At 74.2% G+C, this 15,757-nt stretch carries 13 protein-coding genes; 7 read left to right on the top strand and 6 right to left on the bottom strand.

What is annotated here, in order from left to right; genetic code table 11:
* Nucleotides 1-61: 61 nt before the first annotated feature.
* Entirely contained in the window at nucleotides 62-1,798 is a 1,737-nt protein-coding gene (locus ACRB68_RS09270) for an ABC transporter ATP-binding protein (RefSeq protein ID WP_153531697.1), read from the top strand.
* 21 nt (nucleotides 1,799-1,819) lie between these two features.
* Here ACRB68_RS09270 and ACRB68_RS09265 read toward each other — a convergent pair whose 3' ends face one another.
* A complete protein-coding gene (locus tag ACRB68_RS09265; RefSeq protein WP_153531696.1) occupies nucleotides 1,820-3,895 on the bottom strand; it encodes a S9 family peptidase in 2,076 nt (691 codons plus the stop codon).
* Between the two features lie 159 nt (nucleotides 3,896-4,054).
* Between ACRB68_RS09265 and ACRB68_RS09260 the strand changes: the two genes are divergently transcribed.
* From ACRB68_RS09260 to ACRB68_RS09240, 5 genes are all read left to right on the top strand, one after another.
* Nucleotides 4,055-5,155, top strand: a complete 1,101-nt coding sequence (locus ACRB68_RS09260; protein WP_153531695.1) for a hypothetical protein — start codon at nucleotides 4,055-4,057, stop codon at nucleotides 5,153-5,155.
* Nucleotides 5,156-5,267: 112 nt separating this feature from the next.
* Entirely contained in the window at nucleotides 5,268-6,722 is a 1,455-nt protein-coding gene (locus ACRB68_RS09255) for a serine/threonine-protein kinase (protein ID WP_153531694.1), read from the top strand.
* Between the two features lie 49 nt (nucleotides 6,723-6,771).
* A complete protein-coding gene (mshB, locus tag ACRB68_RS09250) occupies nucleotides 6,772-7,656 on the top strand; it encodes an N-acetyl-1-D-myo-inositol-2-amino-2-deoxy-alpha-D-glucopyranoside deacetylase (RefSeq protein ID WP_153531693.1) in 885 nt (294 codons plus the stop codon).
* A gap of 5 nt (nucleotides 7,657-7,661) precedes the next feature.
* Nucleotides 7,662-8,162, top strand: coding sequence for a DUF6113 family protein (locus ACRB68_RS09245; RefSeq protein WP_153531692.1), 501 nt, complete (start codon nucleotides 7,662-7,664; stop codon nucleotides 8,160-8,162).
* Nucleotides 8,163-8,174: 12 nt separating this feature from the next.
* Nucleotides 8,175-8,690 (top strand): flavin reductase family protein, encoded by a 516-nt coding sequence (locus ACRB68_RS09240; protein ID WP_328593956.1) that lies wholly within the window; start codon nucleotides 8,175-8,177, stop codon nucleotides 8,688-8,690.
* On the opposite strand, the gene ACRB68_RS09235 is transcribed toward ACRB68_RS09240, so the two are convergent.
* The 4 genes from ACRB68_RS09235 to rocD form a co-directional block, all read right to left on the bottom strand.
* The gene (locus ACRB68_RS09235) at nucleotides 8,687-10,300 is read right to left on the bottom strand and encodes an MFS transporter (RefSeq protein WP_328593955.1); all 1,614 of its coding nucleotides are present in this window, start codon (nucleotides 10,298-10,300) and stop codon (nucleotides 8,687-8,689) included. The genes ACRB68_RS09240 and ACRB68_RS09235 overlap by 4 nt on opposite strands.
* Nucleotides 10,297-10,905, bottom strand: a complete 609-nt coding sequence (locus ACRB68_RS09230) for a PadR family transcriptional regulator (RefSeq protein ID WP_194293221.1) — start codon at nucleotides 10,903-10,905, stop codon at nucleotides 10,297-10,299. The genes ACRB68_RS09235 and ACRB68_RS09230 overlap by 4 nt, the downstream gene beginning before the upstream one ends.
* A gap of 110 nt (nucleotides 10,906-11,015) precedes the next feature.
* A complete protein-coding gene (locus tag ACRB68_RS09225; protein ID WP_153531690.1) occupies nucleotides 11,016-11,978 on the bottom strand; it encodes a glycosyltransferase family 2 protein in 963 nt (320 codons plus the stop codon).
* 238 nt (nucleotides 11,979-12,216) lie between these two features.
* Nucleotides 12,217-13,410, bottom strand: coding sequence for an ornithine--oxo-acid transaminase (gene rocD / locus ACRB68_RS09220; RefSeq protein ID WP_328593954.1), 1,194 nt, complete (start codon nucleotides 13,408-13,410; stop codon nucleotides 12,217-12,219).
* A gap of 178 nt (nucleotides 13,411-13,588) precedes the next feature.
* Here rocD and ACRB68_RS09215 point away from each other — a divergent pair, with 178 nt between their 5' ends.
* Entirely contained in the window at nucleotides 13,589-14,071 is a 483-nt protein-coding gene (locus ACRB68_RS09215; protein ID WP_153531689.1) for an Lrp/AsnC family transcriptional regulator, read from the top strand.
* Here ACRB68_RS09215 and ACRB68_RS41965 read toward each other — a convergent pair whose 3' ends face one another.
* A complete protein-coding gene (locus ACRB68_RS41965; RefSeq protein WP_153531688.1) occupies nucleotides 14,072-15,721 on the bottom strand; it encodes a serine/threonine-protein kinase in 1,650 nt (549 codons plus the stop codon).
* Nucleotides 15,722-15,757 lie beyond the last annotated feature (36 nt).

The raw sequence follows: 15,757 nt of genomic DNA, 5'->3' as shown, positions 1-15,757 counted from the left end.
GCCTACGACGAGGGAAGCCGTCGCGTGAGACGGCGGCGAGCCGCCGAGCGGAGGCGAGGCAATGAGCACGGTTCTGCCCGTCGCCGATACGGCGCGGGTGCGGGCCTACGCGCGGCGGCTCGTGCTGCGCCATCCGCGCCCGCTGGCGGCCGCGCTGGTGCTGCACATCCTCGCCGCCGTCACCGGCCTGGTCGCGCCGCGCCTGCTCGGCGACCTGGTCGACGGCGTGACCCGCGGCACCGCCCACATCGACCGGGTCGCCCTCGCTATCGCCGCGTTCGTGGTCGCGCAGGGCGTGCTCACCCGGTACGCCTACCTGGCCTCGGCCCGGCTCGGCGAGCGGGTGCTGGCCGGGCTGCGCGAGGAGTTCGTGACGCGGGTGCTGGCGCTGCCGCTGCCCGTCGTGGAGCGGGCCGGCACCGGCGACCTGGTCAGCCGCTCCTCGCGGGACGTCGAGCAGCTCGGCACGAGCGTCCGGTACGCGGTGCCCGAGACGGTCATCGCGGTGATCGTCACCGGGTTCACCCTCGGCGCGCTCGCGCTCACCGGCCCGCTGCTGATGCTGCCGTGCCTGGTCGCGGTCCCGCTGCTGTGGGGCGTGATGCGCTGGTACCTGCGCCGCGCCATCGGCGGCTACCTGCGCGAGGGCGCGGCGTGGGCCGAGCTCACCGACGGCCTCGCCGAGACCGTGCAGGGCGCGCGCACGGTCGAGGCGTTCGGGCTGGCCGGGCGGCGGCGCCGGCGCGGCGACGACGACATCGCCCGCAGCTTCGCCGCCGAGCGCTACACCCTCGGGCTGCGCACCGTGCTGTACCCGGTGATCGAGATCGGGTTCGTGCTGCCGGTCGCGGCGTGCCTGCTGGTCGGCGGCTGGTTCCATCTGCGCGGGATGGCCACCCTCGGCCAGGTCACCGCCGCCGCCCTGTACGCGCAGCAGCTGATGGCGCCGATCGAGGCGCTGCTCACCTGGCTGGACGAGCTGCAGCTCGGCGGCTCGTCGCTGGCCCGGCTGCTCGGCGTCGGCGACGCCGCGCCGGCCCGTGTTCCGGACCGCGCGCGCCCGGCGGGGGAACGGCTGACCGCGCGCGGCGTCCGCTATGCCTACCGGCCCGGCCACGACGTCCTGCACGGCGTGGACCTGGACCTGCGGCCCGGCGAGCGCCTGGCGGTGGTCGGGCCGAGCGGCGCCGGCAAGTCCACCCTCGGCCGCCTGCTGGCCGGGGTGGACGCCCCGCGCGCCGGGTCGGTCACCGTCGGCGGGGCGCCGCTGGCGGACCTGCCGCTCGCCGCGCTGCGCGGCCACGTCGCGCTGGTCACCCAGGAGCACCACGTGTTCCGCGGCACGCTGCGCGACAACCTGGTGATGGCGCGCCCGGACGCGCCGGAGGAGCGGATCGCCGCCGCGCTGGAGGCCGTCGCCTGGGACGGGCCCGGCCTGGACGCCGCCGTCGGCGCGGGCGGCGCGGCGCTGTCCCCGGCGCAGGCGCAGCAGCTCGCGCTGGCCCGGCTGGTGCTCGCCGACCCGCACACCCTGGTGCTGGACGAGGCGACCTCGCTGCTGGACCCGCGCGCCGCCCGCCGCCTGGAGCGGTCGCTGGCCGCCGTCCTGGACGGCCGGACGGTCGTGGCGATCGCGCACCGGCTGCACACCGCGCACGACGCCGACCGCGTCGCGGTGGTGGAGGACGGCCGGATCAGCGAGCTCGGCACCCACGACGAGCTGATCGCCGCGGACGGCTCCTACGCCGCCCTGTGGCGCAGCTGGCACGGTGAGCAGGAGCCCGCCGCCGACCGGTAGTCCCGGCGGCGGGCCCCGCCGTCACAGGTTCTTCTTGAGGTAGTCGACCTGCAGCAGCAGCAGGTTCTCGGCGACCTCTTCCTGCGGCGTCATGTGGGTGACACCCGACAGGGGCAGCACGGTGTGCGGGCGGCCGGCGGCGACGAGTTCTGAGGAGAGCCGCAGTGTGTGTGCGGCGACCACGTTGTCGTCGGCCAGGCCGTGGATGAGCATGAGCGGGCGGGTGAGTTTCCCGGCCATCTCGATCAGCGAGTTCGCGGCGTAGTTCTCCGGCTCCTCGTCGGGGTGGCCGAGGTAGCGCTCGGTGTAGTGGGTGTCGTAGAGGCGCCAGTCGGTCACCGGCGCGCCCGCGATGCCCGCGTGGAACACGTCGGGCCGCGCCAGCACCGCCAGCGCGGCGAGCCAGCCGCCGAACGACCAGCCGCGGATGCCGACCCGGTCCAGGTCCAGCGCGTCGGGGTGCTGCCGGGCCGCCTCGATCAGCGCGGTGATCTGGTCCTCCAGCACCGGCCCGGTGAAGTCGCCGTGCACCGCGCGCTCCCAGTCCGGGCCGCGGCCCGGGGTGCCGCGGCCGTCGGCGATGACGACGGCGAAGCCCTGGTCGGCGAGCCACTGCGCCTCGCAGTAGGCGCGCTGGACGGCGAGGACGCGCTGCGCGTGCGGGCCGCCGTAGGGGTCCATCAACACCGGCAGTTTGCCCTGGCCGGGCTCCCAGCCGGTCGGCAGCAGCACCGCGGTGCGGATCTCGCGGTCACCGGCGCGCAGCAGCTCGACCTTCGGCGTGATCGACGGCGTCTCGGCGTACGACGCGACGGGGTGGACGCCGCCGGGCCCGCGCACCTCGGCCTCCGAGCCCGGCGCGTCCAGCCGGGCGCCCGCGACGACGGTGACCTCGCCGGAGCGGACGCCGCTGAACACGCCCTGCCCCTCGGTGAGCCGGGTCGGTCCGTCCGGCCGGTAGAGCCACAGGTGGATCTCGGTGGGCTCCTCGGAGGCGGTGAACAGGATCTCCTCGCCCTCCACCCCCAGCACGGCCCGCACCTGCAGCCCGCCCGGGGTGACCGGCTCGCCCGCGACGGTGATGCGGCGGGTGCCGGTCTCGCGGTCCTCGGCGATCCACACCAGCTCGCCGCCGCCGGTCCGCGCCGGGATGCCCGGCACGATCTCCGACCAGACCGGGTCGTGCGCGTTCAGCAGCAGCGTGGTCTCGCCGCCGAGCGGGTCGACCTTCAGCACCCGCTGGGAGCGCTGGTCCCGGGACTGCACGACGATCAGCAGCCCGTGCCGGTCCCAGCCGGCGGTGACGACGTAGGGGAACTCGCCGCGGTCCCAGGCGACGCCGGTGCGGCCGCCGTCCACGTTCAGCAGCACCAGGCCGACGATGGCGTTGGGGGTGCCGGCCGCCGGGTAGGCGATCTCGGTCGCGGGCCGGTCGGGGTTGGCCGGGTCGGCGATCGTCCAGCGGTGCACCGGGGTCTCGTCGACCCGCGCGACCAGCAGCGTCCCGCCGTCGGGCGACCACCAGTAGCCGCGCATCCGGTTCATCTCCTCGGCCGCGATGAACTCGGCGAGGCCGTAGGAGATCTGGTCGCTCTCGGGCTGGACGAGGGCGCGGTCATCGGTGCCGTCCATCTCGATGACGCGCAGGGTGCGGCCCGACACGTAGGCGACGCGGCGGCCGGCCGGGTCGGGGCGCGGGTCGAACACCGGCGTCTGCGCGGGCAGGACGCGGACCTGGCCGGAGGCGAGGTCGGCGACGTACAGCTGCCCGCCGAGGGTGAACACGGCCTGCTTGGCATCGCGGTCGGTGGCGTACCCGACGATCCCGCCGGCCTGCTCGCGCGCGCGCTCGCGGCGGGCGCGTTCCTCCGCGGGCAGGTTCTCCTCGCCCGGGACGTTCAGCGCGGCCGGGTCGGCGACGAGGCGCTCCTCGCCGGTGGCGGTGTCCAGCGTCCACAGGCAGGTGACCGGGTCGTCGCCGCCCTGGGTGCGCAGGAAGATCACGAACGACCCGTCCGGCGCGATCTGGAAGGAGCGCGGGACGCCGAGGGTGAACCGCCGGGTGCGGGCACTCTGCCGCGGATAGCTGATGCTCATGGACCGAGTCTGCCAGCCGGGTCCGCCGCCTGAACGGCCGCCCACCCGGGGATCGGCGCATTGTCAGCGACATTGTCAGTCTTTGCCGGTAATGTCCCGGCGACGCCGTTCGCGATCATGCGAGCGGCCCCCTCCCCGCCCCTCCGAAGGGATGCCTGTATGTCCCGACTTCTTCGCCCCGTGCTCGCCGGAACCGCGCTGGGCGCCGCGGTCCTCGGCCTCGCCGTTCCCGCCCAGGCCGCCCCCGGCTGGCGCATCACGCACCGGACCGCCGCCGACTACCGGGAGCTGCACGACGTCACCGCGCTGAACGCCACGACCGCCTGGGCGGTCGGGTCCAGGCAGGACTCGATCATGCTGGTCGAGCGCTGGGACGGCCGGGCCTGGCGGGAGATGCCCGTCCCCGCCGCCCTCGCCCCCGAGAAGAACGCCGTGCTCGAACGGGTCGTGGCGACCTCGGCCAAGGACGTGTGGGCCATCGGCGCGGCCCGCAAGGACGGCGTCGACGGTCTGACCATCTTCGGCGTGCACTGGGACGGCACACGCTGGACCGGCCGCACGTTCGCCAAGAACGCCTGGCTCAACGACGTCACCACCACCGGCGCCCCCGGCGAGGTCTGGGTCTCGGGCGGCGGCGCCCCGTGCAAGGCGTGGTCGTGCAAGCAGTGGATCCAGCGCTTCGACGGCAAGACCTGGCGCGCGGTGCCGGTCCCCAACGACGGGGCCTACCGCCTCGGCGCCCGCAAGGGCACCGGCGTGTGGGCGTCGGCCGACCTCACCAAGCACAACACCCGGGAGAGCCGGCAGAGCCTCACGCGGTGGACCGGCAAGAAGTGGCAGGCCGTCGCCGCACCCAAGTTCTCGGTGCCCAAGGCGTACGAAGCCATCTTCAGTGACATCCACGCCGTCGGTCCCAAGGACGTGTGGGCCACCGTGTCGTTCCAGAACTCCGCCGGGGGCGGCTACCTCAATAAGAGCGCGCTCGTCCACTGGAACGGCAAGAAGTGGAAGCAGTACCCCGTCAAGGCCAAGCGGCTGGTGTCCCTGGCCCACGACGGGAAGAAGGGCTTCTGGATGGCCTCCTCCAGCGGCTCCGACCTCTTCCACATCGCCGATGCCAAGGTCTCGGCCGTCGCGGTGCCCAGCTGGGGCGGGCGTGACGGCGACTACGGCGACCTGGCGCTGATCCCGGGCACCAGGTCCCTGTGGGCCGCGGGGACCCTGGGCCGCCAGGGCGTCATCTGGAAGTACGGCGCGTAGGGCGATCCGCCCGCGATCACAGGGTTGAACCACGCCGGTGGGGAACGACCGGTGATCGCGGGCGGGCTCGCGTAAGCTCAAGACTTCGCCCCGAGGGTTATAAGGAGTGTCCATGCCGGAGCTGCAGCCGGGAGATCCCCGGCGGCTGGGGTCGTACGAGATCCTGGAGCGCCTGGGTGAGGGCGGCCAGGGGGTCGTCTACCTGGGCGTGGACGGGAACGGGGCCAAGGCGGCGATCAAGCTGCTGCGGGCCGACCTGACCGAGGACGCCTCGGCGCGCAACCGGTTCGTCCGGGAGGCGCAGGCGGCCAAGCAGGTCGCGCGGTTCTGCACCGCGCAGGTCCTGGAGGCCGACATGGCCGGGGACCGCCCCTACATCGCCAGCGAGTACGTGCCCGGGCCGTCGCTGTACCGGCAGATCACCCAGGAGGGGCCGATCACCGGCGCCGCGCTGGAGCGCCTGGCGATCGGCATGGCGACCGCGCTGGTGGCGATCCACCAGGCCGGGATCGTGCACCGCGACTTCAAGCCGCACAACGTGATCATGGCGCCGGACGGGCCGCGGGTGATCGACTTCGGTATCGCGCGGGCCCTGGACGTCGGGCAGACCGCGGCGACCAAGGCGATCGGCACCCCCTCCTACATGGCGCCCGAGCAGGTCGCCGGGGCGCAGCTGACCGAGGCGGTGGACGTGTGGGCGTGGGCGGCGACGCTGGTGTTCGCCGCGACCGCCCGCCCGCCGTTCGGCGACGACACCGTGGTCGCGGTGATCAACCGGGTGATGAACGAGCCCCCCTCGCTGCAGGGCGTGCCGGCCGACATCGCGCCGCTGATCGCGGCCTGCCTGGTCAAGGAGCCCGAGCGGCGGCCGACCGCGCAGCAGCTGATGATGAACCTGATCGGGGCGGGCCCGGTGGGCCAGACCCGGGCGGAGGACGCGGCGCAGGCGACCACGTTCCTGGCCGAGGGCGAGCACATGGCGGCGGGCGCGCCGCTGCCGCCGCCGCACACCACGATGCCGGCCGCCGGCGGCGGCACCCAGCGGGTGTCCCCGGCCGCGTACGCCGGCACGCTCCCGCCCGCGCCCGGCTTCGACGACACCCGCGACGGCGGCTACGGCGGCGGCGGGTACGGCGGCGGGTACGAGCCCGAGCGCAGGTCCAAGATGCCGATCGTCGCGGCGGTCGTCGCGATCGCGGTGCTGGCGCTGGTCGTCGGGATCGCGATGGCCAAGATGGGCGGCGACGGCAAGCCGTCGGACTCCGGTTCCCCGGCGCCGAGCACCAGCGCCTCGGGGTCGCAGTCGGAGGACGACACCCCGTCCGAGCAGCCGACCCGCACCCGCCGCCCGCGCACCGTCGAGCCGACGACCGAGGCGCCGACGACGCCGACCGAGCGGCCCACGGTCCCGACCGAGGAGCCGACCACGCCGGCCACCGAGCCGACGGTCCCGACCAAGGCGCCCACCGAGCCGACCAAGAAGCCGCCGAAGACCGGCGGCCCGGGCGGCACCGATCCGGGCGCCGGCGGGCAGGGCCACGACACCGGGACCGGCGCCCGCCAGTAGCGGGAGGGCGGTCGCCCCGGGCGGTCCGCGTGCTGAGTACGGTTGGTCCATGACCGAGCCGCGCATCCTGTTCGTCCACGCCCACCCGGACGACGAGACCATCGGGACCGGGGCGACCATGGCCAAGTACGCGGCCGAGGGCGCGCACGTCACCCTGGTCACCTGCACGCTGGGCGAGGAGGGCGAGGTCATCCCTCCCGAGCTGCGCCATCTGGCCGCCGACAAGGAGGACCGGCTCGGCGAGCACCGGATCGGGGAGCTGGCGCGGGCGTGCGCGGCGCTCGGCGTCGCCGACCACCGGTTCCTCGGCGGCGCGGGCCGCTGGCGCGACTCGGGCATGATGGGCGCCCCGTCCAACGACGACCCGCGCTGTTTCTGGCGGGCCGACCTGGACGAGGCCGCCGGCGCCCTCGCCGAGGTGGTCCGCGAGGTGCGGCCGCAGGTGGTCGTCACCTACGACGACAACGGCAACTACGGGCATCCCGACCACATCCAGGCGCACCGGGTGACGCTGCGGGCCGTGGAGCTGGCCGCCGACCCGCGGTGGGCGGGCGGCGAGCCGTGGCGGGTCGCCAAGCTCTACGCCTACGCCACGCCCCGCACCGTGCTGGCCCGCGCGATCGCGGTGATGCGCGAGGCCAAGCTGCCGTTCGACCGCGTCGCGGGCCTGGACGAGCTCGGCTCGGGGGTGCCGGACGGGCAGATCACCACGGCGGTCGACGCGCGCGCGTACCTGCCGGCCAAGCTGGCGGCGCTGCGCGCGCACCGCACGCAGGTGACGGTGGCGCCCGAGGCCGTCGGCCCCTACTTCGCGCTGTCGAACAACCTCGGGCAGCAGGCGTTCGGCACCGAGTACTTCACGCTGCTGGCCGGGGAGGCGGGGCCGCCCGGCCCCGGCGGGCGCGAGACCGACCTGTTCGCCCGGCTAACCTGACCTCCGTGGACAAGGACGGCGAGGCGCCCCCGGCGCCGGAGGCAGACGATCCGCCCGGGCTGACGGCGGCGGGCACCGCCCCGGCCGGGGAGGGGCCGGTGGAGGCGTTCGTGACGGGCGCGGCGTACGCGGCGCTGGCCCTGCTCGGCGGCGTCGTCGGCGTGCTCGGCTCGTTCGCGCAGGACTGGCAGCCCGCGGGGCTGCCGGTGGCGTCGGTCGCGCTCATCGTGCTGAACCTCGCGCTGGTGTGGCTGGCGGGCCGCGGCATGGGCGGGCGGCTGGGCGCGGTGATCCCGGCGGCGGCGTGGATGGCGGTGGTGTTCGTCATGTCCACCAAGCGCGCCGAGGGCGACCTGGTGGTGCCGGGCACCACGGCGGGCTATGTGTTCATCGTCGGCGGGATGGTGGCCGCGGTGGCCGGCGCGGCGCTGGTGCCGTCCCGGCGGCCGGCCGGGGAGTGGCTGACCCGGGGGCTGACCGCGGGCGGCGGCCGCACCGGTGGGTAGGCTCGGCGCGCCGTGAACGATGACTCCCTGATCCCCGGTTCCGTGGATCCCGCGCTGTTCCGCCAGGTCACCGGCCGGTTCGCGACCGGTGTCGCGGTCGTCACCACCGTCGTGGACGGCGTCGACCACGCGATGACGGTGAACGCCTTCACCTCGGTGTCGCTGGAGCCGCTGCTGGTGATGATCTGCGTGGAGAAGATCGCCCGGTTCCACGACATGGTGCTGCGGAGCGGCTTTTGGGGCGTGTCGGTGCTCGGCGAGGGGATGCGCGAGGAGTCGCAGTGGTTCGCGACCCGGGGCCGGCCGCTGGAGGGGCAGCTGGACGGCTGGTCCTACCACCGCGGGCCGGCGACGGGCACGGCGGTGTTCACCCGCGCGGTCGCGGCGCTGGAGTGCCGGACGCACGCGGTGCACGCGGCCGGCGACCACAGCATCGTGGTCGGGGAGGTCCTGTCGCTGGACCTCCCCGACCCCGGCGGCAAGCCGCTGATCTTCTACACCGGCGGCTACCGGGCGCTGGGCGGCTAGCCGGCCACGTCCACCGACGTGGCCGCGCCCTTGTCGGCCCGGGCGGGGGTGCGGTAGCCCTTGACGGCCAGGCAGGCCGCCGCCCCCAGGAAGATGATCACGATGGGGGCGATCATCGTGGGCTTCATGGCGTCCACGAACCCGTGCGCGAACACCTGCCCGGCGAGCTGCTGCAGCTGGTGCGCCAGGTCGGGCGGGGTGCCCGGCGGAACGGACTGCGCGCCGTGCTGGCCCGCGCCGACCTCCAGCCCGCCCTCGGCGGCCTTGGCGATCCCCGCGACGAACCCCTCACGGGCCTGCGGCGGCAGCGCCGCGGCCCGCTCGGTGGCCTGGTCGCGCAGCGCGGACGCGAGCTGGTTCTGCAGGACGGCGCCGACGATCGCGCTGCCCAGCACCGAGCCGACCTGCCGGACGGTGTTGTTGACGCCCGACGCGGCGCCGGCGAGCTGCGGCGGCACGTTGCGGGTGGCCTCGGTCGCCATCGGCGCGAACACGCCGCCGATGCCGATCCCGGTCACGATGAACGCGGGCAGGAAGCTCACCCAGGAGGTGCCGACGTCCGCGATCGCGATCACCCACACCATGCCGATCCCGTACAGGACCAGGCCGCCCATCAGGATGAACCGGCCGCCGAAGCGGTCCGACAGCTTGCCCGCGATCGGCGCCAGGAACATCGACACCACCGACGAGGGCGCCATGACCAGGCCCGCCTTCAGCGCGCTGAAGTGCAGCACCGACTGCAGGTAGAACGACATCGGCAGGAACATGCCGATCATGCCGACGGACACGGCCGCGCCGACGAAGTTCAGCACCGCGAAGTTGCGGTCGCGAAACAGCGAGAACGGCACCAGCGGCTCGCTGTCCTGCTGGGTGCGCTGGTAGGCCAGGAAGATCGCGAACAGTACGGCGGCGGCGGCGAACAGGCCCCAGATCCAGGCGTTCCAGTCGAACTTCTGGCCCTCGGTGAGCGCGAAGACCAGGCAGAACAGCGACGCCGAGGCGATCAGCACGCCGAGGATGTCGAAGCGGTGCCGCACGCCGCGCTGCACCGCCGGCAGGATCGGCACCGCCATGGCCAGCACCAGGATGCCGATCGGCAGATTCACGAAGAAGATCCACCGCCAGTCCAGCCAGCTGACCAGCAGGCCGCCGATGGTCGGGCCGGCGATCGTGGACACGCCCGCGACCGCGCCCCACACCCCGAGCGCGGCGCCGCGCCGCTCCGGCGGGAAGGTGCCGATGATGATCGACATGGTCTGCGGCATCAGCAGCGCCGCGCCGAGGCCCTGCACCGCGCGGGCGGCGATGAGCTGCGCGGGGTCCTGGGAGATGCCGCAGGCGAGGCTGGCCAGCGTGAACAGCGTGACGCCGGCGATGAACAGGTTCTTCTTGCCCCACAGGTCGCCCAGGCGGCCGGCGGTGATGAGCAGGACCGCCAGCACCAGGATGTAGGCGTTGGTGATCCACAGCACCTCGTCCAGCGAGGCGTGCAGCTTGTCGACCATGCTCGGGATGGCGATGTTGACGATCGTCAGGTCGAGCAGGGTCATGAAGAACCCGAGGGAGAGCGTTATCAGGATCGCCCACGGGTTTCCGCGCCACTTGGTCACGGGGTCTCCTCGGGGTATGAGCGGCAGGAGGTCATGTCCTCGTCGTCTTTCCAGGTCAGCCGGCCGGTGCGCAGGTCGGCCCCCAGGCCTTGGGTGAATTCCAGCTCGGTGCGCACCTGGGCGATCGCCAGTTCCAGGTCGAGCAGTTTGTAGCGTTCGATGCCGCGTTCGCGCAGCGACTCCCACGCGGTGAGCTGCCCGGCGAGCCTGGCCTCCAGCGCCAGGGCGCGGCGGTGCAGCTCACGGGCGGCCTCCTGCTCGGGCAGCAGGTTCACGAACGCCAGCGCGGTGCCGTAGAGGGGGTACTCCTCGGCGGGCCTGCCGAGCAGGTCGGCCAGGCGCAGGTGCGCGGCGTCGCGGCCCGCGTCGGTGACCGCGTAGACGGTCCGCTCGGGCCGGCGGCCCTCCCGGCTGGTCTCCACGGGCTCGATCAGCCCGGTGGCGGCGAGCCGCTCCACCGAGTGGTACAGCGCGCCGTGCGTGATCTTCACGGCCAGGTCGTAGCAGTGGTCCCGGATCCGCTGCTGCATCTCGTAGGGATGCATCGGCTGGTCGCAGAGCATCCGCAGCACGGTCAGCGCCAGCGGCGTGAGGGGTCTGGACATCGCACATCTCATGGTCGGTTCGGATTGGTCCATGCAGACTATTCCGGACCGATGACATTTTTCAGGCGTTCCCCTTTCGGGGTGACCTGAATCACGAAAGGCGCAGGACCCTAAGCCGGGGCGCCGGGGAGCAGCACCCCGTAGAGGCCCTCCACCCGGCCGGCGGCCTTGTGCAGATGCCGGACGGCGTCCGGCCGGCGGCCCCGGGCCGCCGCCAGCGCCGCCGCGGCGAGCGGCCGGAGGACCAGCCACATGCAGTGGTAGCCGTTGTAGTGGCGCACGTAGACGCGGCCGGTGCCGCGCCCGGCCAGCCGCGCCTCGGCGGGGGAGGGGGCGCCGGCCGCGGCGGCGTCCTGCCAGGCGCGGACCCGCGGATCGAACACCAGCGTCCGCCCGGCCCGCAGGCCCCGCAGCAGCAGATCGGCCTCGGCCACCGGCTGCCGGCCGGTGCCGAGCTCCTCGTCGAACCCGCCGGCCGCGCGCAGGAACCCCGCCGTGAAGAAGCAGGTCCCGGCGGCCGTCCGCGTCCACACGGTGCGCCGGTCGACGGGGCCGGCGCCGAGGGCGCGCAGCGCGGGCGCCTCGCCGGCGTTCAGCAGCCGCCCCGACACGACGTCGGCGCCTTGCGCGAGGGCTTCGGCGGCGCGGGCGAACGCCTCGGGCGGATACCAGGCGGCCGGGCCGGGGAACACCACGGCGTCCGGCGCGTCCGGCGGTAAGGGGGCGGCCGGGCGGGGCCGGACGTCCTCGGCCGCCAGGATCGCCTCCAGCACGCCGAGCCCGGACGCCGGCGTGCCCGCGGCCGGATCGACCAGCCCGAGCTCGCGCAGCCCGGCGTTGCGCCCGGCCGGGATCCCCGGCGGCGCGGCGACGCGCCGCACCGGCAGCGTCCGCGCGCGTTCCGCGACCAGGGCCGCGACGGCGGGATCGCCGTCCTGGTCGACCACCAGCACCCCGGCGGGCGGCAGCGTCTGCGCGGCCAGCGACAGCAGCAGGCGGTCCAGCGGGCCGGGCCCGCCGGCGGCGGTGGCGACGACCGCGATCCGCGGCCCGGCAGAGGAGGCGGACGACATGTTGATCATTGTGAAAGCCCGGGCCGCCCACCGGCCGCAGGGCGGAACGCGCGTGTCGTCCCGCAACCGCCCGAACCTGAACGCAACAAAAGGGGAGCCGCCGAGCGCCGTTGATCGGCGGCCCCCGGTCTATGGGGGCGATCCCGCAGTGACCTCAGGGATCACGCGAGTGCGATGCCGCACTCGCCCCGAGCACGGTCAAGGGGCGAGCCGCCAGGCGAGTCACTTGGGCCGGGCTTCACCCTTTGAGAGCGATTTCCAGCTGGTCCAGCGCCCAGTCCAGGTCCGCGCGGCTGATCGTCAGCGGCGGGGCGAGGCGGAGCGTGGTCTCGTGGGTCTCCTTGGCCAGCACGCCGAGCTCCATCAGCCGCTCGCTGACCGGGCGGGCCCGGCCGGGCAGCTCCACGCCGGCCCACAGGCCGCGGCCGCGCACCTCGCGCACCAGGTCGGCGGGCAGCGCGCCGAGGCGCCGGTGCATGTGCGCGCCGAGCTCGCGGGAGCGCTCCTGGAACTCGCCGGTCCGCAGCATCGCGATCACCTCGCGGCCGATCGCGCAGGCCAGCGGGTTGCCGCCGAAGGTCGAGCCGTGCTGGCCGGGCTTGAACACCCCGAGCACATCGGCGTCCGCGACCACCGCCGACACCGGCATGATGCCGCCGCCGAGGGCCTTGCCGAGGATGTAGACGTCGGGGACGACGCCCTCGTGCTCGACCGCGAACGTGGTGCCGGTCCGGCCGAGGCCCGACTGGATCTCGTCGGCCATCATCAGCGCGCCGAACTCGGTGCACAGCTCGCGGACGGTGCGCAGGAACCCGCTCGGCGGCACGTTGACGCCCGCCTCGCCCTGGATCGGCTCGACCAGCACGCCGACGGTGTCGTCGTCCATGGCCGCGCGCAGCGCCGCGGCGTCGCCGTAGGGAACGGTGCGGAACCCCGGCGTGTACGGGCCGTAGGAGTCCTTGGCCTCGGCGTCGGTGGAGAAGCTGACGATCGTGGTGGTGCGGCCGTGGAAGTTGCCCTCGAAGGTGATGATGTTGGCCTGCCCGGCGGGCACGCCCTTCACCTCGTAGCCCCACTTGCGCGCGGTCTTCAGCGCCGACTCGACCGCCTCGGCGCCGCTGTTCATCGGCAGCACCATGTCCTTGCCGCACAGCTCGGCGAGCTCGGTCGTGAACGGCCCGAACTGGTCGTGGTCGAAGGCGCGGCTGACCAGGGTGACCCGGTCCAGCTGCCGCCGGGCGGCCTCGGTGAGGCGGGGGTTGCGGTGCCCGAAGTTGACGGCCGAGTAGGCGGCCAGCATGTCCAGGTAGCGCCGGCCCTCGACGTCGGTGAGCCAGGCTCCCTCGGCCTCGGCGACCACGATCGGCAGCGGGTGGTAGTTGTGCGCGCTGTGCGCTTCGGACAGGGCCCGCAGCTGCTCGGTTCGGGACACGGCGCTCCTTCGGACGACGGCCCGGCCGGAGCCGGGATCGCTGGCAACACCGGCGGTCGGCCGGTGCCGAGGGGGGAGACGGACCGCGCGCAACTGGTGGGCGGCGATCCACAACACAGCGTATGTTCGGGTTCTATCGGCGACCAATGACGAAAGACGACTTTGGGGGTGTTATTTGTTGCGTCTTGACGAACTTGACCGTCGAATCGTTGCGCAGCTGCTGGAGAACGGGCGGGCCTCTTTCGCGCAGATCGGCGACGTGGTCGGGCTGTCGGCCCCGGCGGTCAAACGGCGCGTCGACCGGCTGCGCGCGGACGGCGTGATCACCGGCTTCGCCGCGATCGTCGACCCGGCCGCGCTCGGCTGGACGACCGAGGCGTTCATCGAGATCTTCTGCACCGGGGCCACGTCCCCGGAGGAGATCTACTCCAGCATCCGCAAGCACCCGGAGGTGATCGCCGCCTACACCGTCAGCGGCGACGCGAGCGCGCTCGTGCACGTGCGCACCCGCGACATCCAGCACCTGGAGCAGGTGCTGGAGCGGCTGCGGCGCGAGGACAACATCACCGCGACCAAGACCGCGATCGTGCTGTCCCGGCTGATCGGCCGGCCGATCGACACCCCGTCGGGGACGTCGCCGTCGGCGCCGGTGACGACGTGATCAGTTGCCGGGCGTGGGCGGCACGCCCTGCCAGACGGTGAGGTCGAAGGTCAGATAGAGGCTGGGCGAGTCATCGCGCCCGGTGAGCCTGACGAGGCCGGTTAAGCCGCTCTCGGTGGTGACGCAGATCAGCTTGCCCTTGATCAGGTACTCCGGGCCGAGGTAGGCGGTGTAGCGGGTGTTGTCGCGGCACGCCTCGTAGTTGCCCGGCTGCCCCGGGGGAAGGACCGCGAGCCGGTCCCCCCACAGGTAGGAGCTGTCGTAGCGCAGGTCCCCCTCGGAGTCGGAGGCGAGGCGGGGGTGTTTCGGGTCGTCGGTGAAGCTGATCGAATATCGGTTACTCAGGTTGATGCCGGTGTAGTGGCCGAGCCGCCGGCCAGTCGACTTGGTGTCGCCGGATGGTCCTCCGGTGGCGGTGGTGTGCGCCTGCGGTCCCTTGGCGGCGCCGGCGGGCTCGGACGGGCCCGACGCGTTCACCATGACGATCACGACCAGCAGCAGGAGCATGACGGCCGCGACCACACCGCCGCCGATCAGCAGCCCCTTGTTGCCGGCCGGCCGCGCGGACGGATGCGGCGGCGGCAGGTAGCGCGGCGGCCCGCCGGGCGGCGGTGCCGAGCTGGAGATCATCGGCGGGCCGGGCGGCATCGGCGCGCCGTGCGCCCTCGGCGGCGGTCCGGGCGGCCCGGCGGGCGCCCCCTGCGGTCCGGCCGGCACGCCCTGCGGTCCGGTGGGCGGGCCCGGCGGCGGGCCGGCGGGGGCCTCGGCCGCGTAGGCGGGCAGCCGCCGGGTGATGTCGGCGGGCAGCCAGTCGGCCGGGGCCGGGGCGGCGTCCAGCGGTACCAGCTCGTCCAGGATCTCGCGCGGCGTCGGCTGGGCCTCGGGGTCCTTGTCCAGGCAGCGCGTGATCAGGGGGAGCAGGTCCTCGGGGCAGCCGTCCAGGACGGGCTCCTCGTGCGCGATGCGGAACAGCACCGCGGTGTCGGGCCCGTCGCCGAACGGGGTGCGGCCGGTGGCGGCGAAGAACGCCACGCAGCCGAGCGCGAACACGTCGAGCGCCGGTGTGGAGGGGCGGCCGAGGGCCTGCTCGGGCGCCATGAACTGGGGCGAGCCGATCCGCATCCCGGTGCGGGTGAGCGGGGTGGTCTCGGCGGCGCGCGCGATGCCGAAGTCGATGACGCGCGGGCCGTCCGCGGCGAGCAGCACGTTGGACGGCTTCAGGTCGCGGTGGATCACCCCGGCGGCGTGCACGGCCTGCAGCGCCTCGGCGATCCCGGCGCACAGCACCCGCACCGTCTCCGCCGGCAGCGGGCCGAGGTCGGCGACGGCCTGGGCCAGCGACGGGCCGGGCACGTGCGCGGTCGCCAGCCACGGCGCGGGGCCGTCGGGATGGGCGTCGATCACCGGCGCGGTGTACAGGCTCTGCACCCGCTGCGCGGCGAGGATCTCCTGCTGGAAGCGGCGCCGGAACTCGGGGTCGTCGGCGAACTCGGGCCGCACCACCTTGATGGCGAGGCGGCGGCCGCTCTGCGTGGTGGCCAGGTAGACGCGGCCCATCCCGCCGGCGCCGATCCGGGCCAGCACCCGGTAGCCGCCGATGAGCGGCGGATCGCCCTGCTGCAGGGGCTCGAAGACGGGGACGGCGGACATGGGGACCTCCAGGGGGCGGGCGCACTGCTTTCTATC

The organism is Actinomadura macrotermitis (assembly GCF_009604375.1).
Taxonomy (GTDB): Bacteria; Actinomycetota; Actinomycetes; order Streptosporangiales; family Streptosporangiaceae; genus Spirillospora; species Spirillospora macrotermitis.
The sequence above is the reverse complement of the archived record's forward strand: the minus strand, read 5'-3'. Positions and strand labels throughout refer to the sequence as shown.